The sequence below is a fragment of the Mixta hanseatica genome (assembly GCF_023517775.1).
Lineage (GTDB): Bacteria > Pseudomonadota > Gammaproteobacteria > Enterobacterales > Enterobacteriaceae > Mixta > Mixta hanseatica.
In genome coordinates, this window is sequence record NZ_CP082904.1 from 1,262,233 (window position 1) to 1,284,008 (window position 21,776).

General features: G+C 56.9%; 20 protein-coding genes and 1 other annotated feature. Of the genes, 12 read left to right on the forward strand and 8 right to left on the reverse strand.

Annotated features, from left to right (window positions below):
* Positions 1-17 precede the first annotated feature (17 nt).
* On the reverse strand, positions 18-1,214 hold the full coding sequence (locus tag K6958_RS06035; protein WP_249893813.1) for an efflux RND transporter periplasmic adaptor subunit: 1,197 nt from the start codon (positions 1,212-1,214) through the stop codon (positions 18-20).
* Positions 1,215-1,354: 140 nt separating this feature from the next.
* Here K6958_RS06035 and acrR point away from each other — a divergent pair, with 140 nt between their 5' ends.
* Positions 1,355-1,999, forward strand: coding sequence for a multidrug efflux transporter transcriptional repressor AcrR (acrR, locus tag K6958_RS06040; RefSeq protein ID WP_249893814.1), 645 nt, complete (start codon positions 1,355-1,357; stop codon positions 1,997-1,999).
* Here acrR and rsmS read toward each other — a convergent pair.
* The gene (gene rsmS / locus K6958_RS06045; protein WP_249893815.1) at positions 1,992-2,147 is read right to left on the reverse strand and encodes a pleiotropic regulatory protein RsmS; all 156 of its coding nucleotides are present in this window, start codon (positions 2,145-2,147) and stop codon (positions 1,992-1,994) included. The two genes, acrR and rsmS, sit on opposite strands and share 8 nt — an antisense overlap.
* Positions 2,148-2,157: 10 nt before the next feature.
* Positions 2,158-2,400: a GlsB/YeaQ/YmgE family stress response membrane protein gene (locus K6958_RS06050; protein ID WP_249893816.1), complete on the reverse strand. Its 243-nt coding sequence runs from the start codon at positions 2,398-2,400 to the stop codon at positions 2,158-2,160.
* Between the two features lie 129 nt (positions 2,401-2,529).
* Here K6958_RS06050 and K6958_RS06055 point away from each other — a divergent pair, with 129 nt between their 5' ends.
* The 9 genes from K6958_RS06055 to K6958_RS06095 all read left to right on the forward strand — a co-directional run bounded on the left by K6958_RS06055 (position 2,530) and on the right by K6958_RS06095 (position 12,103).
* On the forward strand, positions 2,530-2,907 hold the full coding sequence (locus K6958_RS06055; RefSeq protein ID WP_249893817.1) for a DUF454 family protein: 378 nt from the start codon (positions 2,530-2,532) through the stop codon (positions 2,905-2,907).
* Between the two features lie 219 nt (positions 2,908-3,126).
* A complete protein-coding gene (apt, locus tag K6958_RS06060) occupies positions 3,127-3,678 on the forward strand; it encodes an adenine phosphoribosyltransferase (RefSeq protein WP_249893818.1) in 552 nt (183 codons plus the stop codon).
* Positions 3,679-3,757: 79 nt separating this feature from the next.
* On the forward strand, positions 3,758-5,701 hold the full coding sequence (dnaX, locus tag K6958_RS06065; protein ID WP_249893819.1) for a DNA polymerase III subunit gamma/tau: 1,944 nt from the start codon (positions 3,758-3,760) through the stop codon (positions 5,699-5,701).
* Positions 5,043-5,104 (forward strand) — a sequence feature (DnaX frameshifting element). (Overlaps the previous gene by 62 nt.)
* Positions 5,702-5,753: 52 nt before the next feature.
* On the forward strand, positions 5,754-6,083 hold the full coding sequence (locus K6958_RS06070) for a YbaB/EbfC family nucleoid-associated protein (protein WP_085067684.1): 330 nt from the start codon (positions 5,754-5,756) through the stop codon (positions 6,081-6,083).
* Complete coding sequence (gene recR, locus K6958_RS06075) at positions 6,083-6,688, forward strand: recombination mediator RecR (protein WP_103058807.1); 606 nt, start codon at positions 6,083-6,085, stop codon at positions 6,686-6,688. Before K6958_RS06070 ends, recR begins: the two co-directional genes overlap by 1 nt.
* Before the next feature lie 103 nt (positions 6,689-6,791).
* The gene (gene htpG, locus K6958_RS06080; protein WP_249893820.1) at positions 6,792-8,660 is read left to right on the forward strand and encodes a molecular chaperone HtpG; all 1,869 of its coding nucleotides are present in this window, start codon (positions 6,792-6,794) and stop codon (positions 8,658-8,660) included.
* Between the two features lie 245 nt (positions 8,661-8,905).
* Positions 8,906-9,550: an adenylate kinase gene (gene adk, locus K6958_RS06085; RefSeq protein ID WP_249893821.1), complete on the forward strand. Its 645-nt coding sequence runs from the start codon at positions 8,906-8,908 to the stop codon at positions 9,548-9,550.
* A gap of 232 nt (positions 9,551-9,782) precedes the next feature.
* Positions 9,783-10,742, forward strand: coding sequence for a ferrochelatase (gene hemH / locus K6958_RS06090; RefSeq protein WP_249893822.1), 960 nt, complete (start codon positions 9,783-9,785; stop codon positions 10,740-10,742).
* Positions 10,743-10,798: 56 nt separating this feature from the next.
* Positions 10,799-12,103: an inosine/guanosine kinase gene (locus tag K6958_RS06095; RefSeq protein ID WP_249893823.1), complete on the forward strand. Its 1,305-nt coding sequence runs from the start codon at positions 10,799-10,801 to the stop codon at positions 12,101-12,103.
* Positions 12,104-12,138: 35 nt separating this feature from the next.
* Here the strand turns inward: K6958_RS06095 and ybaL are convergent, their stop codons facing one another.
* Positions 12,139-13,830 carry a YbaL family putative K(+) efflux transporter gene (gene ybaL / locus K6958_RS06100; protein WP_249893824.1) on the reverse strand — a complete coding sequence of 564 codons (1,692 nt, stop codon included), beginning with the start codon at positions 13,828-13,830 and terminating at the stop codon, positions 12,139-12,141.
* 493 nt (positions 13,831-14,323) lie between these two features.
* Here ybaL and ushA point away from each other — a divergent pair, with 493 nt between their 5' ends.
* Positions 14,324-16,036, forward strand: a complete 1,713-nt coding sequence (gene ushA, locus K6958_RS06105; RefSeq protein ID WP_249894606.1) for a bifunctional UDP-sugar hydrolase/5'-nucleotidase UshA — start codon at positions 14,324-14,326, stop codon at positions 16,034-16,036.
* Positions 16,037-16,074: 38 nt separating this feature from the next.
* On the opposite strand, the gene K6958_RS06110 is transcribed toward ushA, so the two are convergent.
* Complete coding sequence (locus K6958_RS06110; RefSeq protein ID WP_249893825.1) at positions 16,075-16,506, reverse strand: multidrug/biocide efflux PACE transporter; 432 nt, start codon at positions 16,504-16,506, stop codon at positions 16,075-16,077.
* A 124-nt stretch (positions 16,507-16,630) separates the two neighbouring features.
* Here K6958_RS06110 and K6958_RS06115 point away from each other — a divergent pair, with 124 nt between their 5' ends.
* Entirely contained in the window at positions 16,631-17,497 is an 867-nt protein-coding gene (locus tag K6958_RS06115; RefSeq protein WP_249893826.1) for a LysR family transcriptional regulator, read from the forward strand.
* Here the strand turns inward: K6958_RS06115 and ybaK are convergent.
* The 3 genes from ybaK to copA all read right to left on the reverse strand — a co-directional run bounded on the left by ybaK (position 17,494) and on the right by copA (position 21,647).
* Positions 17,494-17,973 (reverse strand): Cys-tRNA(Pro)/Cys-tRNA(Cys) deacylase YbaK, encoded by a 480-nt coding sequence (gene ybaK / locus K6958_RS06120; protein WP_249893827.1) that lies wholly within the window; start codon positions 17,971-17,973, stop codon positions 17,494-17,496. The genes K6958_RS06115 and ybaK overlap by 4 nt on opposite strands.
* A gap of 165 nt (positions 17,974-18,138) precedes the next feature.
* The gene (locus K6958_RS06125; protein ID WP_249893828.1) at positions 18,139-18,942 is read right to left on the reverse strand and encodes a TraB/GumN family protein; all 804 of its coding nucleotides are present in this window, start codon (positions 18,940-18,942) and stop codon (positions 18,139-18,141) included.
* A gap of 122 nt (positions 18,943-19,064) precedes the next feature.
* Positions 19,065-21,647: a copper-exporting P-type ATPase CopA gene (copA, locus tag K6958_RS06130; protein WP_249893829.1), complete on the reverse strand. Its 2,583-nt coding sequence runs from the start codon at positions 21,645-21,647 to the stop codon at positions 19,065-19,067.
* Between the last annotated feature and the right edge of the window lie 129 nt (positions 21,648-21,776).

Below are 21,776 nucleotides of genomic sequence, written 5' to 3' on the forward strand. Positions count from 1 at the left end.
GTATCAGTGGCTCCTGTTTAAGACTGAGGTTTTTCAGATTGCTGTTGCGACTGTTGATTCGCTTTAGCGTTATCTGTTACTTCCTGTGGCGTGACCTGTGCGCCCGGTTTGGCACGCTGAATGCCGACCGAAATCACGCGATCGCCAGCCTGTACGCCCTGGGTTACCAGCCATTTATCACCAATCGCCTGCTGAGCGGTCACGTTACGCACGGCCACTTTATTATCCTGACCCACGACCATTACCGTTGCCTGACCGGTTGGCGTACGGGCTACCGCCTGTTGCGGAACCAGAATAGCGTTTGGATTGGTGCCTTCTTCCAGGCGCGCACGTACAAACATGCCCGGCAGCAGACGATGATCCGGATTAGGGAAGACCGCACGCAGCGTAATCGAGCCGGTGGTCTCATCAACGGTAACATCAGAGAATTCCAGGGTACCTGGCTGCTGATATTCGCTACCATCAGGCATCATCAGCGTGACGTTGGCTTTGCCGTCGGTCTGCTTCAGCTGACCCGATTCCAGCTCTTTACGCAGGCGCAGATACTCATCGCTGGACTGGGTAACGTCGACGTACATCGGATCAAGCTGTTGCACGGTCGCCAGAGCGGTGGTTTGCCCGGTTTGCACCAGCGCGCCTTCGGTTACGGAAGATTTACCGATCCGGCCGCTAATCGGTGAAGTGACCTTGGTATAAGCCAGATTGATGCGCGCCGTTTCTACGTTCGCCTTAGCGACGGCGACGGCAGCTGCCGTCTGACTTTGCGTCGCCCGGGCCTGATCGTAATCCTGCTGGCTGATATATTTGGTGCCCAGCAGCGGCTGATAACGTTTTACCGTTACTGCGGCGATTTGCGCGTTGGCCTCAGCCTGCGCCAGATCGCCTTTCGCGCTGTTGTAAGTGGCCTGATAAGGCGCCGGATCGATCTGATACAGCGATTCGCCAGCCTTAATGTCAGTGCCTTCCACAAAGTTGCGTTTCAAAATAATGCCTGACACCTGCGGACGCACTTCAGCCACGCGATAAGCGGAGGTTCTGCCCGGTAGCTCAGTCGTAATTTTCAACGGTTCGCTTTTTAATGTTACTACGCCAACCTCAGGCGCCTGCTGCTGTTGGCCTGCCTGCTCGGACTTATCATCACATCCTGTTAGCAAAAAGCTGCCTGAAAGCATCAGGGCGGCCGCCAGAGGCGTTAACCCTCTGTTATTTTTCATAAATCAACCTCGATTGTTCGATATCGATTGGTCAATGGATCACAAACCGTTGAGCCATTGCTGCGTTTAAATTATGGTCATGCTATGGTACATACATTCGCAAATGTATGTAAATCTGCCGCTTGGTAAAAGCACTCACTATGGCACGAAAAACCAAACAGCAAGCCCTTGAAACACGGCATCAAATTCTTGACGCCGCCATCGCACGCTTTTCGGAATTCGGTGTTTCAGCGACCTCGCTTGCTGATATTGCCACTGCGGCTGGCGTGACGCGTGGCGCTATCTACTGGCATTTTAAAAACAAGACCGATCTGTTGAATGAGATCTGGGCGCAGTCTGAGTCTGGCCTGGAAGACGTTGAGCAAGAGTATCAGGCAAAATACCCAGACGATCCACTTTCCGTGATGCGCGCGATGCTGCGTTATGTTTTTGAAGCGCCGGCACGCGACCAACGGCGACGCTCCCTGCTGGAAATTATTTTCCATAAATGTGAATTTGTCGGTGAAATGCTGCCGTTACAGATTATGCAGCAAAATCTTTATCTGGAATGTTATGAAAAGATAGAACGCTCCCTGCGCCGCTGCATTCAGATGGGCCAACTGCCCGCCGATCTTAATCTGCGGCGGGCGGCGATTATTATCCGCGGCTATGTCACCGGCATCGTGGAAAACTGGCTGTTTATGCCGGACAGCTTCGATATTGAACAGGATGCGCCGCTGCTGGTAGAAACGTTGATTGATATGCTCAAAGCCAGCCCCAGCCTGAATCAGCCGGCCGTCAGCTAAGCGTTGGCCTCTGCTGTTTTTTTTCAAAATCGCGGCGCACGATTTCCAGCGCCGCCAGCACGGTTGCTGGCGGAATGGCGTTTTGCTCCAGCAGCATAATCAGATCTACCGCCAGTTTAATTTCATCAGAGGCGCTTTCCAGCGACATGTTTTGCTCCTTAACGTCGTATAACGCGCGATACCGCCGCCAGCAGTAACGCGCCCGCCAGCGCCAGCAATAGCGCGCGCGGGTGCAGGCTGGCCAGCGTTCCCCAGTTAAAATACACGCTAACATAGCCGCCGACCAGGGCGCCGATGGTCGCTAAAATCAATGTCGGCAGCCAGCTGCCGCGGCCCGGCATCAATTTGCCCGCCGCCACGCCAACCAACAGCCCTACAACCAACCAGGATAACAGTCCCATAGCGATGTCCTTATTAAGCGCCGATTTTAAACCTGTAAATAACAATAGATAAAATAGCCGGTCAGCGGCTGCAGTACAGCTCACGGGCTGTGATAAAGTGATCCCGGTAGTTTTTTCACGGGGCAGGGCATGCAGCGCATCATCTTTCTTATTATTGGCTGGTTGGCCATCGTGCTGGGCACGCTGGGCGTGGTATTGCCGCTGCTGCCGACCACGCCGTTTATTCTGCTGGCCGCCTGGTGCTTCGCCCGTTCTTCGCCGCGCTTTCATCAGTGGCTGCTGTATCGTTCCTGGTTCGGCGTCTATATCCGCCACTGGCAGCAGCATCGGGCGCTACCGCCTGGCGTAAAGCTACGCGCCATGCTGCTGATTATCTGCACCTTCGCCGTATCGATTTGGCTGGTGCATCTCGCCTGGCTGCGCATTATGCTGCTGTGTATGTTAGCGGCGCTGTTGCTGTTTATGTGGCGCATGCCGGTAGTGGCGCGGGAAAAAAATGACGGTTAATGCAGATAAAAGCATAAATTAACGCTTTTTAGCTTATCGATTTTCAATCACTTAAACTGCCTGCATGGCAATCAGAGTTGCATTTGTCCTGCGCTTTGCTTAGATTTGTTCGTTTTCGTGCGTGGCTTCCCTGATTTTATTCTTTTTCGTCTGCGGAATTATCCGTCAGCGTCGGGCGAAGCTGCGCGAGTCAGTTTAGTATTCACCAGGCATAACATTATGACCGCGACTGCACAGCAGCTTGAATTTCTTAAAGACAGTATTAAAAGCGTTCCGGACTATCCGAAGCCGGGTATCCTGTTTCGTGATGTCACCAGTCTGCTGGAAGATCCGCGCGCTTTCGCCACCACCATTGATCTGTTCATTGAACGCTTTCGCGATCGGGGAATTACCAAGGTAGTCGGTACCGAGGCGCGTGGCTTCCTGTTTGGTGCGCCGGTAGCGCTGGGATTAGGCGTTGGCTTCGTGCCGGTGCGTAAGCCGGGCAAGCTGCCGCGCGAAACCTTTAGCGAAACCTACGATCTGGAATATGGCAGCGACCAGCTTGAGCTGCATCGCGATGCGATTAAGCCGGGTGATGTGGTGCTGGTGGTAGACGATCTGCTGGCCACCGGCGGCACCATCGAAGCGACCGTGAAACTGATCCGCCGCGCCGGCGGAGAAGTGAAAGACGCCGCCTTTGTGATCAATCTGTTCGATTTGAACGGCGAAGCCCGCCTGAACGCGCTGGGTATTGATTGCTACAGCCTGGTCGCCTTTCCTGGCCACTGAGTTTCCCGCCTTCAGCCTCGCCGTAGCGGCGGGGCTGTGTTAGCATGTCCCACTGGTTTTCAACACATCTTGTGAACGAATGAGTTATCAGGTCCTTGCCCGCAAGTGGCGTCCACAAGCGTTTTCCGATGTCGTTGGTCAGGAGCATGTATTGACTGCGCTGGCGAACGGTCTGTCGCTGGGACGAATCCACCACGCTTATCTTTTTTCCGGCACCCGAGGCGTCGGGAAAACCACCATTGCGCGTTTGCTGGCCAAAGGGCTCAATTGCGAAACCGGCATTACCGCTACGCCGTGCGGCGTTTGCGATAACTGTCGTGAAATCGAACAGGGCCGCTTTGTCGATCTGATCGAAATCGATGCCGCTTCGCGCACCAAAGTCGAAGATACTCGCGATCTGCTGGACAACGTGCAGTACGCGCCCGCACGTGGCCGCTTTAAAGTCTATCTGATCGATGAAGTGCATATGCTGTCGCGCCACAGCTTCAATGCCCTGCTGAAGACCCTTGAAGAGCCGCCGGCACACGTTAAATTCCTGCTGGCCACCACCGATCCGCAAAAACTGCCGGTGACCATTCTTTCCCGCTGCCTGCAATTTCACCTTAAAGCGCTGGATGTCGATCAAATTCGCCAGCAGCTGGAATATGTCCTGGGACAGGAGCAGATCCCGGCGGAGCCGCGGGCGCTACAGCTACTGGCGCGTGCCGCCGATGGCAGTATGCGCGATGCGCTGAGTCTGACCGATCAGGCGATCGCCAGCGGTGAGGGCGAGGTACACACCGACAGCGTCGCCGCGATGTTGGGGACGCTGGATGACGATCAGCCGCTGGCGTTGATTGAAGCCTTAACAGCCGCCGACGGTCAGCAAACTATGGCGCTGCTGCAGCAGGCGGCCAGTCGTGGCGTGGAGTGGGAGGCGCTGCTGGTTGAAATGCTGCGTCTGCTGCATCGCATCGCCATGATCCAACTGCTGCCCACCGCGCTAAGCGAAGAGTATGCGGCGGTAGAGCAACGGCTGCGCGAACTGGCGCGCGTGGTGCCGCCCGCCGATGTGCAACTTTATTACCAAACCATTTTGATGGGACGCAAAGAGCTGCCGCTGGCGCCCGATCGCCGCATGGGCGTCGAAATGACGCTGCTGCGCGCGCTGGCTTTTCACCCGCAGGTGGAGATCGCCGAACCGGTAACGCGGCCGGTGATGACGCCGCAGCCCAACGTGCAAACGCCGCCTTCCGCCGCCGCCTCGGCGTTTTCCGCCCCACAGGCGCCGCAAGCGCCGCCGGAAATGAATGCCGGCGCGCCGGAGACGCCGCTGCCTGACACCACCAGCCAGCTATTGCAGGCGCGTACTCAACTGTTGCGCCAGCAGGGAGCAAACAAAACAAAAAAGAATGAGCCGGCAGCGCTAAGTGCGCGGCCGGCAGGCTCGGCGCTGGAACGCCTTGCTCAGGTAACGGAACGCGCCGCCAGACGGCCGGCGGCAGAACCGGCGGCGCCGGTGAAAAAAGAGGCCTATCGCTGGAAGGCGCAAAATAGCGCGGTTGAAAGCGAAACGCCGCAGATCGCCACGCCAAAGGCGCTGCGTTCCGCGCTGGAGCATGAAAAAACGCCGGAGCTGGCCGCGAGGCTGGCTGAGGAAGCGCTGGAGCGCGACGCCTGGGCGGCGCAAATCGCCACCCTGACGCTGCCTAAACTGGTGCAGCAGCTGGCGCTCAACGCCTGGAAAGAGGAGACGGCGCAGGGCATCTGTCTGCACTTACGCAGCAGCCAACGTCACCTTAACTCTGCTTCCGCGCAGCAGGTATTAACCGAGGCGTTAAGCAACGCCAGCGGTAAGTCGGTTGAATTGACTATCATTGAAGATGATAATCCTGCGATATTGACGCCTCTGGAGTGGCGTCAAAAGATTTATGAAGAAAAACTGACGCAGGCGCGTCAGGCCATCATTGCGGATAGCCATATTCAGACGCTGCGTCGTTTTTTTGACGCCGATCTGGATGAGGAGAGTATTCGCCCCGTTTGAATCGCCGCATAACCGATAACGGCTTACGCGGCCTGAGCAAAGAGAGAAAACTATGTTTGGTAAAGGCGGTTTGGGTAACCTGATGAAACAGGCCCAGCAGATGCAGGACAAAATGCAGCAGGTACAGCAAGAGATCGCTGAAATGGAAGTGACCGGCGAATCTGGTGCGGGCCTGGTGAAAGTTACTATTAACGGTGCGCACAACTGCCGCCGCGTAGAGGTGGATCCCAGCCTGCTGGAAGATGACAAAGATATGCTGGAAGATCTGGTTGCGGCGGCGTTTAACGATGCAGCACGCCGTATCGCCGAAGCGCAGCAGGAGAAAATGTCTTCCGTTTCCGCCGGCATGCAGCTGCCGCCGGGCTTTAAGATGCCGTTCTGATGCAAACCAGCCCTTTGCTGGAGTCGCTAATGGAAGCGCTGCGCTGCTTGCCGGGCGTTGGCCCGAAATCAGCGCAGCGTATGGCGTTTCAGCTGTTGCAGCGCGATCGCAGCGGAGGCATGCGCCTGGCTCAGGCGCTTACGCGCGCTATGTCAGAAATTGGTCACTGTACGGACTGCCACACCTTTACCGAACAGGAAATCTGCACCATCTGCGCGAACCCGCGTCGCCAGCAAAACGGGCAAATTTGTGTGGTAGAGAGTCCAGCGGATATCCACGCCATTGAGCAAACCGGACAGTTTGCCGGACGCTACTTTGTGCTGATGGGGCATCTTTCACCGCTGGACGGCATCGGCCCGCATGATATTGGGCTGGATCGTCTGGAGCAGCGGCTGGAAAAAGAGGCGATTCAGGAAGTGATCCTGGCGACCAATCCCACAGTGGAAGGGGAAGCCACGGCTAACTATATCGCCGGGCTCTGCGCGCAGTACGGCGTAGACGCCAGCCGTATCGCGCACGGCGTGCCGGTGGGCGGCGAGCTGGAAATGGTTGATGGCACCACGCTGTCGCATTCGCTTGCCGGGCGCCACAAGATTAAATACTGACCACTTGCTGGCACATTCACCTGTGCCAGCTTGAAAAAGTTTTTCCCATCCCCATCTCTTCCTCAACGTTCGATAAACCTGTTTCAGTTGAGGTAGCAAAACCATGAAAGGACAAGAGACGCGTGGTTTCCAGTCAGAAGTTAAACAGCTTCTGCACCTGATGATCCATTCCCTCTATTCGAATAAAGAGATCTTTCTGCGCGAGCTGATTTCCAACGCCTCGGATGCGGCGGATAAGTTGCGTTTTCGCGCGCTTTCCACGCCGGATCTGTATGAAGGCGACGGCGAGCTGCGCGTTCGGGTTTCTGTCGATAAGGAAAACCGCACTCTGACGCTGAGCGATAACGGCATCGGTATGCGTCGCGATGAAGTGATTGAGAACCTCGGCACCATCGCTAAGTCGGGCACCAAAGCTTTCCTTGAATCGCTCGGCTCCGACCAGGCGAAAGACAGCCAGCTGATTGGTCAGTTCGGCGTCGGTTTTTATTCGGCGTTTATCGTGGCCGATAAGGTTACCGTGCGCACCCGCGCCGCGGGAAGCGCGCCGGAAGAGGGCGTGTTCTGGGAATCCGCCGGCGAAGGCGAATATACCATCGACGATTTGACCAAGGCGGATCGCGGTACCGAAATTACGCTGCATCTGCGTGAAGGCGAAGATGAATTCCTCGACAGCTGGCGCGTGCGCAACATCATCAGCAAATATTCCGATCATATCGCGCTGCCGGTAGAGATCGAAACCAAAGATGAAGAGAGCGACACCACCAGCTGGGAAAAAATTAACAAGGCTCAGGCGCTGTGGACCCGTAACAAAGCGGAAGTCAGCGATGAAGAGTACAACGAATTCTATAAGCACATCTCGCACGACTTTAGCGATCCGCTGGCCTGGAGCCACAACCGCGTAGAGGGCAAACAGGAATATACCAGCCTGCTTTATATCCCGGCGCGCGCGCCGTGGGATATGTGGAACCGCGATCATAAGCATGGCCTGAAACTTTACGTCCAGCGCGTCTTTATCATGGATGACGCTGAACAGTTTATGCCGAACTACCTGCGCTTTGTGCGTGGCCTGATTGACTCCAACGACCTGCCGCTCAACGTATCGCGCGAGATCCTGCAGGATAACCGCATTACACAAAACCTGCGCAGCGCGTTGACCAAACGCGTACTGCAGATGCTGGATAAGCTGGCAAAAGATGACGCTGAGAAGTATCAGCAGTTCTGGAGCGAATTCGGCCTGGTGCTGAAAGAGGGCCCGGCAGAAGATCATGCCAACCAGCAGGCGATCGCCAAACTGCTGCGTTTTGCCACCACCAGTAGCGAAGGCGTGGCGCAAACCGTCTCGCTGGAAGAGTATGTCAGCCGCATGGTGGAAGGGCAGGAGAAGATCTATTACATCACTGCCGACAGCTATGCCGCAGCGAAAAGCAGCCCGCACCTGGAGCTGTTCCGCAAGAAAGGCATTGAGGTGCTGCTGCTCTCCGATCGTATCGACGAATGGATGATGAGCTACCTGACTGAGTTCGACGGTAAAACCTTCCAGTCGGTCAGCAAGGCGGACGACACGCTGGAAAAACTGGCGGACGAAGAGAACGACGCGCAGAAAGAGGCGGAAAAAGCGCTGGAGCCGTTCGTTGACCGCGTGAAAACGCTGCTGGGCGAGCGCGTGAAAGAGGTACGCCTGACGCATCGTCTGACCGATACGCCGGCTATCGTGACCACCGACGCCAATGAAATGAGCACCCAGATGGCCAAACTGTTCGCTGCGGCCGGGCAGGCGGTACCGGATGTGAAATATATCTTTGAACTGAACCCGGAGCACGCGCTGGTGAAACGCGCCGCGGATACCCAGGATGAAGCGCGCTTTGCCGAATGGGTTGAGCTGCTGCTGGATCAGGCGCTGTTTGCGGAGCGCGGCACGCTGGAAGATCCGAACCAGTTTATCCGCCGCATGAACCAGCTGCTGCTGGCCTGAGTAGCAACAACCTAAGCCTAAGCCGGCCTGCGAGCCGGCTTTTTTATTGCGGCATGGAGTCTGAAAAACAGCGCTACTCTGCCGTCAGGCTGGATCCTGGCGATGAATCAGTTAATGATAGCCGCAGGTAATATACTCACTATCGCCAGAGCCGCTGCTGGCCCCGTTTCCTTGTGATGATCGGGGCTTAATGGTATGTTCTTGGCCTTCTGGTTAGATCATAAATTCGCAAGGGGATTTACGCGATGCGTATTATTCTGCTCGGCGCACCGGGCGCAGGTAAGGGCACACAGGCTCAGTTCATTATGGAGAAATACGGTATTCCGCAAATCTCCACGGGCGACATGTTACGAGCGGCGGTTAAAGCCGGCACGGAACTGGGCAAACAGGCGAAAGCCATTATGGATGAAGGCAAACTGGTGACCGATGAGCTGGTTATCGCACTGGTTAAAGAGCGCATTGCGCAGGAAGACTGCCGCAACGGTTTCCTGCTGGATGGCTTCCCACGCACCATACCGCAGGCTGATGCGATGAAAGAGGCCGGCATCAAGATTGACTGCGTGCTGGAGTTCGATGTGCCTGACGAATTGATCGTTGAGCGTATCGTGGGCCGTCGCGTACATGCGCCGTCAGGCCGCGTCTATCACGTGACCTTCAATCCGCCGAAGGTGGAAGGCAAAGATGACGTGACCGGCGAAGAGCTGACCACGCGTAAAGACGATCAGGAAGAGACCGTGCGTAAGCGTCTGGTGGAATACCACGAAATGACCGAGCCGCTGGTGGCCTACTATCAGCAGGAAGCGCAGGCGGGCAATACCCAGTACCATAAAATTGATGGCACGCGTAAAGTGACCGAAGTCAGCGCCGAGCTGGCGAACATCCTGGGCTAACGCGCCGCGTTGAGCCTGCCGTCAGGAATATCCGTCGGATATTCCTGATGTTCTCTCTTTTCTTCCTGTGGTTCCCGCAAACGCACCCTGTTACGCGCTTTCCTCTATACTTTGCCGCTAAGCGTTTTCGTCTCTTGGTGGGAAAGGTTTTTCCGGCGAGCTTATCTGCCTCAGCCAGGGTAAAATCAACGCGTAAAACAAGTTAATCCATTTGAAAAAACAGGGATATACGATGAGGCAAGATAAACCCGGCGTCTTGCTGGTCAACCTGGGTACGCCCGATGCGCCGACCACGCCAGCGGTTAAACGTTACCTGAAACAGTTTCTTAGCGACAAGCGCGTGGTAGATACGCCGCGCTGGCTGTGGTGGCCGATCCTGAACGGCATTATTCTGCCGATTCGCTCCCCGCGCGTCTCGAAGCTTTACGCGTCGGTATGGATGGAAGAGGGCTCGCCGCTGATGGTGTTCAGTAAGCGTCAGCGTGACGCGCTGGCCGCGCGGCTGGATATTCCCGTTGAGCTGGGCATGAGCTACGGCAACCCCAGCCTGAAAAGCGCGGTCGACAGTCTGATGGCGCAGGGCGTGACGCGGCTGATCGTGCTGCCGCTCTATCCGCAATTCTCCTGCTCGACGGTGGCGGCGGTATGGGATGGCCTGAGCAGCGTGTTTGCTGGCTATCGCTCCATGCCAGATGTCCACTTTATTCGCGATTACGCCGAGCATCCGGCCTATATCGCCGCGCTGAAAGCCTCGGTTGAGCGCTCTTTTGCGCAGCACGGCAAACCCGATCTGCTGGTGATGTCCTACCACGGTATTCCGCAGCGCTTTGCCAATGAGGGCGATGATTATCCGCAGCGCTGCCGCGATACCACCGAGGCGCTGACGCGCGCGCTTGGGCTGAGCGATAGCGAAGTGATGATGACTTTCCAGTCGCGTTTCGGCCGTGAACCCTGGCTGACGCCCTATACCGATGAAACCATGCGTGGCTTACCGGCGAAAGGGGTGCGCCATATTCAAATCATGAGCCCTGGCTTCTCCTCCGACTGTCTGGAGACGCTGGAAGAGATCAGCGAGCAGAACCGCGAGTTCTTCATGCATGCCGGCGGCGAGAAATTTGAATATATCCCGGCGCTGAATGACGACGCCGAGCACATAGACATGATGCTGGCGCTGGTGAACGCGCATCGCTGAGTAACGGCGGGGAGTGTGATATCATTCTCCGCCTGTTTATTCTGAAGCTATCAACCATGAAATTTCCCGGCCAACGCAAATCCAAACACTATTTTCCCGTCAACGCTCGCGATCCGCTGTTACAGCCCGTTCAACCCGAAAGCGAAACCGGCACCAGCTGGGTTGTCGGCATCGATCAGACATTGGTAGACATTGAAGCAAAAGTAGATAACGCTTTTGTGGCGCGTTACGGGCTTAGCGTTGGCCACTCGCTGGTGATTGAAGATGAAGTGGCGGACGCGCTCTATGCCGAACTGATGCGTGAAAACCTGATTACCCACCAGTTTGCCGGCGGTACCATCGGCAATACCATGCATAACTACTCGGTGCTGGCCGATGACCGCTCGGTGCTGCTGGGTGTAATGTGCAATAACGTGCAGATTGGCGGCTACGCCTATCGTTATCTGTGCAATACCTCCAGCCGTACTGACCTTAACTATCTGCAGGGCGTGGATGGCGCCATTGGCCGCTGCTTTACGCTGATTAGCGATAACGGCGAGCGTACCTTTGCCATCAGCCCCGGCATGATGAATCAGCTGCGCCCGGAAAGTATTCCTGAAGAGGTGATTGCCGGCGCCTCGGCGTTGGTGCTGACCTCCTATCTGGTGCGTTGCAAAGCGGGCGAACCGATGCCGGAAGCCACTATGCAGGCGGTCGCCTGGGCGAAGCAGTACAACGTGCCGGTGGTGCTGACGCTGGGAACCAAACATGTCATCGCTGAAAACCCGCAGTTCTGGCGTGACTTCCTGTGCGAGCATGTTTCTATCCTGGCGATGAACGAAGAAGAGGGACTGGAGCTGACCGGCCAGGCCGATCCGCTGCTGGCGGCGGATAAAGCGCTGGAGTGGGTGGATCTGGTGCTGTGCACCGCCGGCCCCAACGGACTGTATATGGCAGGCTATACCGAAGAGAGCGCGAAACGGCAAACCAATCTGCCTCTGCTGCCCGGCGCGATTGCGGAATTTAACCAGTATGAGTTCAGCCGCGCCATGCGCTATCAAGATTGCCAGCAGCCGCTGCGTATCTATTCGCATATCGCCCCTTATATGGGCGGGCCGGAAAAGATCATGAACACCAACGGCGCGGGCGATGGCGCGCTGGCGGCGTTGCTGCATGATATTACCGCCAACAGCTATCACCGTAACAACGTGCCTAACTCCAGCAAGCACGTACGCAATTATCTGACCTATTCCTCTCTGGCGCAGGTTTGTAAATACGCTAACCGTGTAAGCTATCAGGTGCTGAATCAGCATTCGCCGCGTCTGACGCGCGGCCTGCCGGAACGTGAAGATAGCCTCGAAGAAGCCTATTGGGAACGGTAAAATCAGCGCGCGGCGTGATGCCGCGCGCGGGTAATTTATGAGGGATGATGTGGATTCAGGGTGGGCTGAGCATCCAGCCCGGCCTTCAGCATCGCCAGCATACTATTGGCGATCTCGCGCTCGCCCATAATCACGTTATCGGCACCGCGTTCAAGAATATAGTGCACTTCATCGTCATAATGCGCGCGGGCGATAATCTCCAGATGCGGATGTTTTTCACGCGCCGCCGCGATAATCTCACCTGCTTCATAGCCGTTGGGTATACTCATCAGCAGCCAGCGCGCGCAGTCCAGCCGCGCCAGCTCCATGGTTTCAGCGCGCGCCGCATTGCCCAGAATGGCCCTGATGCCTTGCTCACGTAGCGCTTCGACGCGCGGGCGCGAGTTCTCGACCACCACAATAGGAATTTCCGCCTCCACCAGTAGCTGGCCCACCAGGCTGCCGACGCGTCCATAGCCGACAATTACCGCATGATTGCAGATATTAACCGGAATCTGTTTTTCCTCTTCCGTGGCTTCTTCCAGACTCTGTTCCTCGAAATTCTCATTCTTTTCCAGAAAGCGTTCCAGCAAAGTAAACAGAATCGGGTTAAGCATAATCGACAGGATAGCGCCAGCCAGCACCAGGTTACGGCCCTCATCGCTAAGCATGTTCAGCGAAATGCCCAGACCGGCCAGAATAAAGGCGAACTCGCCAATTTGCGCGAGGCTAACAGAAATGGTCAGCGCGGTACGTCGTGAATGGCCGAGCAGGGTGACCAGCAGCCAGGCCGCCAGCGACTTGCCAAAGATGATGATCGCCAGCACGCCCAGCACCGCCAGCGGCTGCTGAACCAGAATCATCGGATCGAACAGCATACCCACCGAAACGAAAAACAGAACGGCAAACGCATCGCGCAATGGCAGTGTGTCGTGCGCAGCGCGATGGCTTAGCTCCGATTCATTCAGCACCATGCCGGCAAAGAAGGCGCCCAGCGCAAAGGAAGCATCAAAAAACTCGACGGCGCCGAAGGCGATGCCCAGCGCCAGCGCCAGCACCGACAGCGTAAACAATTCGCGAGAACCGGTGGCGGCGCTGCGCGCCAGAATCCACGGCACCACCCGACGACCCACCACCATCATCAGCACCATAAAGGCGGCGACCTTACCGATGGTAAACAACAGATCCCACGCCAGCAGCGTAAAGCTGGCGTTGCCTTTCTCCATCATCCCGGCAATGGCTGGCAGCAGCACCAGCGTAAGCACCATCACCAGGTCTTCGACAATCAGCCAGCCGATAGCGATCTGACCGCGCTGGGTATCGATCAGCTGGCGCTCTTCCAGCGCTCGCAGCAGCACCACGGTACTGGCGGTAGAAAGACAAAGCCCAAAGACCAGCCCGGTCATCCATTCCCAGCCCAGCGCGACGCTAAGTCCCATCCCCAGCAGCGTCGCCACGGTAATTTGCGCAATAGCGCCCGGGATGGCGATCGCTTTGACCGCCATAAGATCCTTTAGCGAGAAATGCAGCCCGACACCAAACATCAGCAAAATCACGCCCAGCTCCGCCAGCTCTTGCGCCAGCCCCATATCCGCGACAAAGCCGGGGGTAAAAGGTCCAGACAGAACGCCCGCCAGCAGATAGCCCACCAGAGGAGAAATGCGTAGCCTGCTGGCGAGCATCCCTAAAAGAAAGGCGAGGACAAGGCCTCCAACGATGGTGGTAATCAGCGGGGTGCTGTGGTGCATGCTGTCTCCTTCTGTATGTAACTGTGTCCGGTTGTAAACAGTGTAAAACAATATGGGGGCGGCAGCCTGAAAATAAATGCTTAAAAACTAAAAAAAGTGGGTGTTGAGCCAGAAGTTTGCGATGAGGGTCATTTTTTTTACTTATGATGCGTAAACCTTAATGAATACCACGACTAAGATTTTAAGAATTGCAAAAATAGCGCGCCAAACCGGGGTAAGCTGTCATGGTAGCTTCATGAAATAACTGTAAAAGCCTGTAAACATGAGCAGGTCGCCATTTCGTAGCTTATTTCCTGCCAGGACAAAAGAGTTGGCGCAGCAGGATAAGTCGTATTGCGAGACTGCCGCACTTCAGGCATAACTAACCACCGCGTTACAAATTCGCTGGCCTGCCTTACTATTATGGCAGCAAATGCCCGGCTGCTGATGGCCGTCCCGGTCAGAAATCGCGTCGACAAGGAGAATAACGTTGCGTTTTATCAATACTCTTATCATGGGCGGGATACTTTCCCTGAGCCTGCTCTCATCGCAGGCGCAGGCCTGGGAAAAGGGCCGCGTCTATAAATTTACCGTGTTGCATACTAACGATCACCATGGTCGCTTCTGGCATAACGAACAGGGCGAATATGGTCTGGCGGCGCAGAAAACGCTGATGGACAAGATTCGTTATGACGTTCAGGCGCACGGCGGCGCGGTGCTGATCCTCTCCGGCGGCGATATTAATACCGGCGTACCGGAATCCGACCTGCAGGATGCGGAACCCGATTTTCGTGGAATGAATCTGGTCGGCTACGATGCGATGGCTATCGGCAATCATGAGTTTGATAACCCGCTTTCGGTGCTGCGTCAGCAGCAAAAGTGGGCCAAGTTCCCGCTGCTCTCGGCGAATATTTATCAAAAAAGCACCGGGCAACGCCTGTTCCAACCCTGGGCGTTATTTAACCGCATGGGACTGAAAATAGCGGTGATCGGCCTGACGACCGATGACACCGCTAAAATCGGCAATCCCGAATACCTGACCGATATTGAATTCCGCTCACCCGCCCGTGAAGCGAAGCAGGCGGTGGAAACGCTGCGCGCCACTGAAAAGCCGGATGTCATCATCGCCGCCACCCATATGGGTCATTACGACAACGGTAAACACGGCTCTAACGCGCCGGGCGATGTGGAAATGGCGCGCGCCTTGCCGCAGGGCTATCTCGATCTGATTGTCGGCGGCCACTCTCAGGATCCGGTATGCATGGCGCAGGATAACCAGAAGCAGGTCGATTACGTGCCTGGCTCGCCTTGCGTGCCCGATCGCCAGAACGGCACCTGGATTGTTCAGGCGCATGAGTGGGGCAAATACGTTGGTCGGGCCGACTTTACCTTCCGCGACGGGGTGTTAACGCTGGAAAACTATCAGCTGATTCCGGTGAACCTGAAGCACAAGGTAAAGAACAGCGAAGGCAAAGATGAATGGATTAATTACCAGCAGGAAATCTTGCCCAATAGCGCCATGATGAAGCTGCTGACGCCGTTCCAGAAAAAAGGCGAGGCGCAGCTGAATGTGAAGGTGGGCAGCGTCGATGCGCGGCTGGAAGGGGATCGCAACAAGGTGCGCTTTGTGCAGACCAACCTGGCGCGTCTGATCCTGGCATCGCAGATTGCGCGTACCAAAGCGGATTTTGCTGTGATGAGCGGTGGTGGCGTGCGCGATTCGATCGAGGCGGGGCCGATCAGCTATAAAGATGTGCTTAAAGTGCAGCCGTTTGGCAATACGCTCTGCTGGGTGGAGATGAAAGGCAGCGAGGTGGAGAAATATCTGGCGGTAGTGGCGAATAAGCAGGTAGATTCTGGCGCGTATGCGCAGTTCGTCAACGTCAGCCTGATCGCGGACGGGCAGGGCGTAAGCGAGGTGAAAATCAACGGTGAGCCGCTGCAGGCGGAGAAAACCTACCGTATGGCGACGCTGAGCTTTAACGCCAACGGCGGCGATGGCTATCCGGTTATCAATACGCTGCCAGGCTTTGTGAATACCGGCTTTGTCGATGCGGAAGTACTGAAGCAGTATATCGAACAGCAGTCGCCGCTGAAGGCTGAGGCTTATGCGCCAAAAGGTGAAATTATTTACCGCAGCGCGGCGGAAAAAGAAGAACTGGAAAAGCAGGAGAGCCGCCATCGCAGCTATCCCCAGATGATTCTGGCCTGGCTCAGCGGTAAGTGATAGCAGCAGGCCCGTGGTTTTAACCGGCGGGCCTGAATTTATCCGCTATGGCATGGCGAGTGCCATTTTTCTCGCAGCTTGTCCCATATCCAGTTATACGCCACCGTATAGGGCAGAAAGAACAGGAAAAAGCCAACTTCCAGCATAAAGGCCTGAAGCAGTCCGATGCCCAGCATCATTGAGGCCACCGGCAGGCCGATAAGAATAAAGCCGCCTTCAAAGCAGAGGGCGTGCATAATGCGTAGCCACAGCCCGCGTCTGACTCGATCGCGGGGAAAGAGTCGATCAAACACGGCGTTATAGATGATATTCCACACCATCGCGATAGTGGAAAGCGCCAGCGCCAGCGCGCCCATCTGGAACAGCGGTTTATGCATGACCGCCGCCGCTAACGGTGAAACGATCAAAATCGCTAATGCCTCAAAACCTACCGCATGTAATACGCGTTCTTTAAACGACCGGGACTGCATAAATTCTCCTTTCGAGCCTGGTTAATCCTGTCTGCCGGGACAGGCTCTTATTAAGCTGACGCTTATTTTCTGCCAGCGTTGGGTTAAAATACAATTAACTCCCATCGAAAAAAGCGATAGAACGATGCGTTACTCACCGGAATCATTGCAGGCTTTCGTCCAGACGGTGGAAAAGGGCTCGTTTTCCGCCGCGGCGCGCGCACTGGGGAAAAGCCAGTCTACCGTTAGCGCCGCGATTGCCAATCTGGAGGCGGACCTCGGATTTAAGCTGTTTCACCGCGCCGGGCGTGAACCAGCACTGACCGAGGCGGGGGCGCGGGCGCTGCGTCAGGTGCAGGAGATTTTAGCGGCCAGCCAGCGGCTTGATGAGCTGGCGGTGCGGCTCTCCGCCGATGTCGAACCGCGTCTTAGCATGGCGATTTCCGATTTCTGGCAGGCGGACCACCATGAGCAACTGCTGAAGCGCTTTGCCGCCCGCTATCCGCATATTGAATTTGAATGCATGATCGCCGAAGACGAAGACGTTATCGATTTGCTGCAAAGCAATCGTATTCACCTGGGCGTGATTCGCGTTCAGTCAGCGCTGCCGGTAACCATTACCGCCTCGCGCTTGCAGGTGCAGGCGCAAATGGCGGTGTTTATTCATCGCGATCATCCGCTGGCCGCTCAGGAAAAGGTGAGTCTGGCGGAGCTAACGCCGCTCAGGCAGCTCAGGCTAAATACCTGGGCAGGCGTGCGGGAAACGATCACCTGCGGCCAGGTCTGGTCGGCGCCTTCGTATTTGCTGCTGTTGGAGATGGCGGAGCAGGGGTTTGGCTGGTCGATCCTGCCGCGCTGGCTGGTAGAGCAGTTTGGACATGGCGTATTGCATATGCTGCCGGTGGCGGGCTGGCCGCAAAATATTGCGGTAGATGCCGTCTGGTCGACCCGCACCCCGCCAGGACCGGCGGGGCGCTGGATGATCGATCAGCTTTGCGCGCAGCGCGCCTAATCCTGACGCGCGATATCGACCAGGCTTGCCTCTAACAGCGCGGCCAGATCGCTGGCGGCCAGTTCGATATCCAGGCCGCGCTTGCCGCCTGAAATAAAGATGGTAGGAAAGGCGGTAGCCTGGCTATCGATTACCGTCGGCAGGCGTTTCTTTTGCCCCAGCGGACTGATGCCGCCGATCAGGTAACCGGTAACGCGCTGCGCCAACTGCGGATCGGCCATTTCCGCTTTTTTGGCCTGCAGGGCCTTCGCCACCTTTTTCAAATCAAGCTGGCTGGCAACGGGCGTTACCGCCACGGCCAGCTGTTTGCCGTCGCCGTTCAGCGCCACCAGCAGCGTTTTATAAACCTGCTGCGGATTCAGGTTAAGTTTACGCACCGCCTCATCGCCAAAATGCGTCTCGTTACTGTCATGCTCATAGGGATGCAGCGTAAAAGGGATTTTTTTCTTTTCCAGCAGTTTTATTGCGGGCGTCATAGCTTCTTCCGACAGTGAAAATTACGGTCTGGTAAAAAATAGCGCTGGTTAAATCCCAGGCTTTGAGAGAAAATTGTCTGGCGTCGGTAATGCAATTACTGATGAATAACCAAAATCATAAACAAATTCCTCTTTGACGGGCCGATAGCAATATTGGCCTTTTTTTTATCTGCGCCGGAGCAGCTCGGGTAGATTATTTTCGCCGTACAGGTGCAGCGCGCCAACCGCCACAACATAACGCCCCGGCGGCAGCGCGCGCAACAGCTGGTTCCAGCGTTGATTGCGCTGATGCATCAGCAGATCGTTTAGCTCGGTGCTGAAGGTGGTCGGCAATGCCATCTGGCTCTGCTGCGGCGGCTTCTCCAGCCACCAACTCACCATGGTTTGCAACAGACGCGCATTGGTATGCCAGTGTTCCAGCGTATCGGTCAGCAGCGACTGACCATTTTCCGGCAGGGTTTTAAGGATATCGAGCTGCTCGCCGGCGCCTTCCAGTTCAATAATGCGCCGTCCCTGCGCCTGCGCTGCCTGCAACAGCTGATAATCGATGCCGTAATCGGGCCGTAAACCCAGCCGCTGCGCCTGCTGCGCCTGCAGCATCAGCGCGATTTGCCATAGGGGCAACGCTTCAAGCTGAGTCAGATTCAGGTTCAGTTCATCACACAGCCGGTTCAACTGCTGCAGCGTGGCTTCATCGACGCGTTCTGCCAGCGGCGGCTGCGCTTCATGCCAGGTAAAAGGCGAGGCGGTGCCGGTAATATCCGCTTCCACAATCAGGGCGTCCGCCTTTTCCAGACGCGCCAGCAGTTCCGGCGGCAATGGCATCATATTGCGGGTGCCCATATGAATACTGCCGACCAGATGCAGCTCGCGCTGGCCGGGCAGCCAGACATCTGTGGCTGGCCAACGGTAATGTTTTGGGACCAGCGTACGAAACAGCGTGGTCAGGTTGTGCCGCCATCTATCCATTCTCTCACCCTTTGCCGCCAGTAAACTCCCCATGCTAGCGGTTTCATTTCACGATGAACAGGCGAAAGCGCTGACTTCTATACCGGAAGCCAGCGCCAGAGGAGAACAAACGCCGCGTTGAGCTAGGCGCCGGGCGGTTGATAGCGCAACAGCCGGTTAGCATTGCTGACCACGGTAATCGAAGAGAGCGCCATTGCTGCGCCGGCGATCACCGGGCTAAGCAGGGTGCCGGTCAGGGGCCAGAGAACGCCTGCGGCGACAGGGATCGCCAGCGCGTTATAGATAAAGGCGCCCAGCAGATTCTGCTTCATATTACGCAGCGTAGCTTTGGCGATCGCCAGGGCATCCACCACGCTGTGCAGATCGTGACGCATCAGCGTAATGGCCGCGGTTTCGATCGCCACGTCACTGCCGCCGCCCATGGCAATCCCGACGTCAGCCTGCGCCAGCGCTGGCGCATCGTTGATGCCGTCGCCGACCATGGCGACTTTATGACCCGCCTGCTGCAATTGCTTGATCGCCGCCGCTTTGCCGTCCGGCAAGACGCCAGCAATCACCCGATCCAGTCCGGCCTCGCGTGCAATGGCGTTCGCGGTGATTTCATTATCCCCGGTCAGCATGATCAGCTGATAGCCCAACCCGTGCAGGCGCTGCAGCGCGCTTACGCTCTCTTTACGCAGCGGATCGCGGATGGCCAGCAAACCTGCCAGCTGGCCCGCTACTGCCAGAAAGACCGGCGTCGCACCGTTGGCCGCCTGCTCATCGGCAAGCGACGCGGCCTGTTCCGCCCCAATCTGTTGCTGAGCCAGCAGGGCGGCATTCCCCAACAGCATCGGCTGGCCTTCCAGCTGAGCACTCACGCCCATCCCACGCAGGGTGCGGAACTGGCTGCTTTCTGGCAGAGCCATTTCCCCGGCGCGATCGCGAATCGCTTTCGCCAGCGGGTGACTGGAACCCTGTTCCAGCGCTGCTGCCCAGCGCAGCACCTCTGCTTCGCTAAAACCATTAAAGGTGACGATCTGCGTAACCTGCGGCGCGCCCTGCGTCAACGTCCCGGTTTTATCGAATACCAGCGTATCCAGCTCGCTGGCACGCTGTAGCGCATCGGCATCGCGCACCAGTACGCCAAACTCCGCCGCGCGCCCCACACCGGCAATAATCGACATCGGCGTAGCCAGCCCTAAGGCGCAAGGGCAGGCGATAATTAGCACGGTCGTGGCGATCACCAGCATATAAACCAGCGACGGCTGTGGACCGAAAAAATACCAAACGGCGGCGCTGAATAGCGCGATCGTCACCACCACCGGCACAAATACTGCGGAAATACGATCCGCCAGCTGGCCGATAGCCGGTTTGCTGCTTTGCGCCTGACGCACCAGCTGAATAATGCGCGACAGGGTGGTATTTTTGCCGATGGCGTTGGCGCGGAACAGAACGCTGCCGTCCTGCACCAGGGTACCGGCATGCAAGGCTGCGCCCGCTGACTTCTGTAGCGGCAGCGGCTCGCCGGTCAGCATCGATTCATCCAGCCAGGCTTCGCCTTCGGTGATAGCGCCATCAACCGGCACACGATCGCCGGTCGCCAGCCTTAATACCATCCCCAACTGCACCTCGCTTAAGGCCACGGTTTTCTCGCCGTCAGCGGTGACCACGCGCGCCGTAGCGGGAGTTAAATCCAGCAGCCGTTCCAGCGCTTTTGACGAGCGTTGACGCGCCCGCTGCTCCAGCGCGTGGCCTAAATTAATCAGGCCGATAATCATGGCGCTGGCTTCGTAATAAAGATGCCGCGCGGCAGCCGGGAAAAAATCTGGCCACAGATTGACGCTGATGGAATAGAGCCAGGCCGCCAGCGTGCCGAGCGCCACCAGCGTATCCATGGTGGCGGAGCGGTTCAGCAGGCTGCGCCATGCGCTACGATAAAAATGGCCGCCCGCGACCACCATCACCAGCAGCGTCAGCGCGCCGATCACCAGCCAGCCGCTGCGATTGCTGGTGGTTAACATCATATTGTCGCCAAACAGGCCGTAAACCATCAGCGGCACGCCAAGCGCCAGCGCCAGCGCCGACTGCCAGCTAAAGCGCCGCATCGCCTGACGCGCGCTGCTCTGCTGTTTTTCCCGTCGCTCGCTTTCGTCGCCGATCACTTCAGCGCCGTAGCCTGCTGCCGTTACGGCGGCGACCAACGCCTGCGGCTGCGGCGAGCCAATCACCAGGGCGCTGCGCTCGGCAAGGTTAACGCGCGCCTGCTGAACGCCTGCTACCTGGGCCAGGGCTTTCTCGACCCGACTAACGCAGCTGGCGCAGCTCATACCGTCAATCAGTAGCTGATAATTTTCTGCGGCTTCATCAGCCTGAGTCGCCAGCGCCGCGCTATCCGCAGCGGCGGCTTGCGGTGAAAAAGAAGAATGCCCCGCTGCGGCGTCAGCCTGAGCGGGAATGGATGGATTATCCGCTGCCAGCTGGCTTTCCGATGCTGTCAGCGGTTCAGGCTTTGGGCGCGCGTTATCCTGTTGGCTGGCGTGATAGCCGGCTTGCTCAACGGTAGCGATCAGCGCCTCTGCGGCGGCATCGCCGGTCACCCGGGCTTCGTTCAGCGAAACCTCAGCCTGCTGAACATCCTGACGCTGTTCCAGCGCCTCTTTTACGCGTTTAACGCAGTGGCCGCAGGTCAGACCGTCCAGCGCTAACAGAGTGGTATGTGACATAAGGGGACTCCTTATTTTCAGGCTCGATAGATTATCGGAGTGGTAAGCTTAAACCTTCCATCAAGGGGAAGGTCAAGTTTTTAACCAGATGATAATTTTGCGCTGGAATCACCTCCTGTCAGGCAGCAT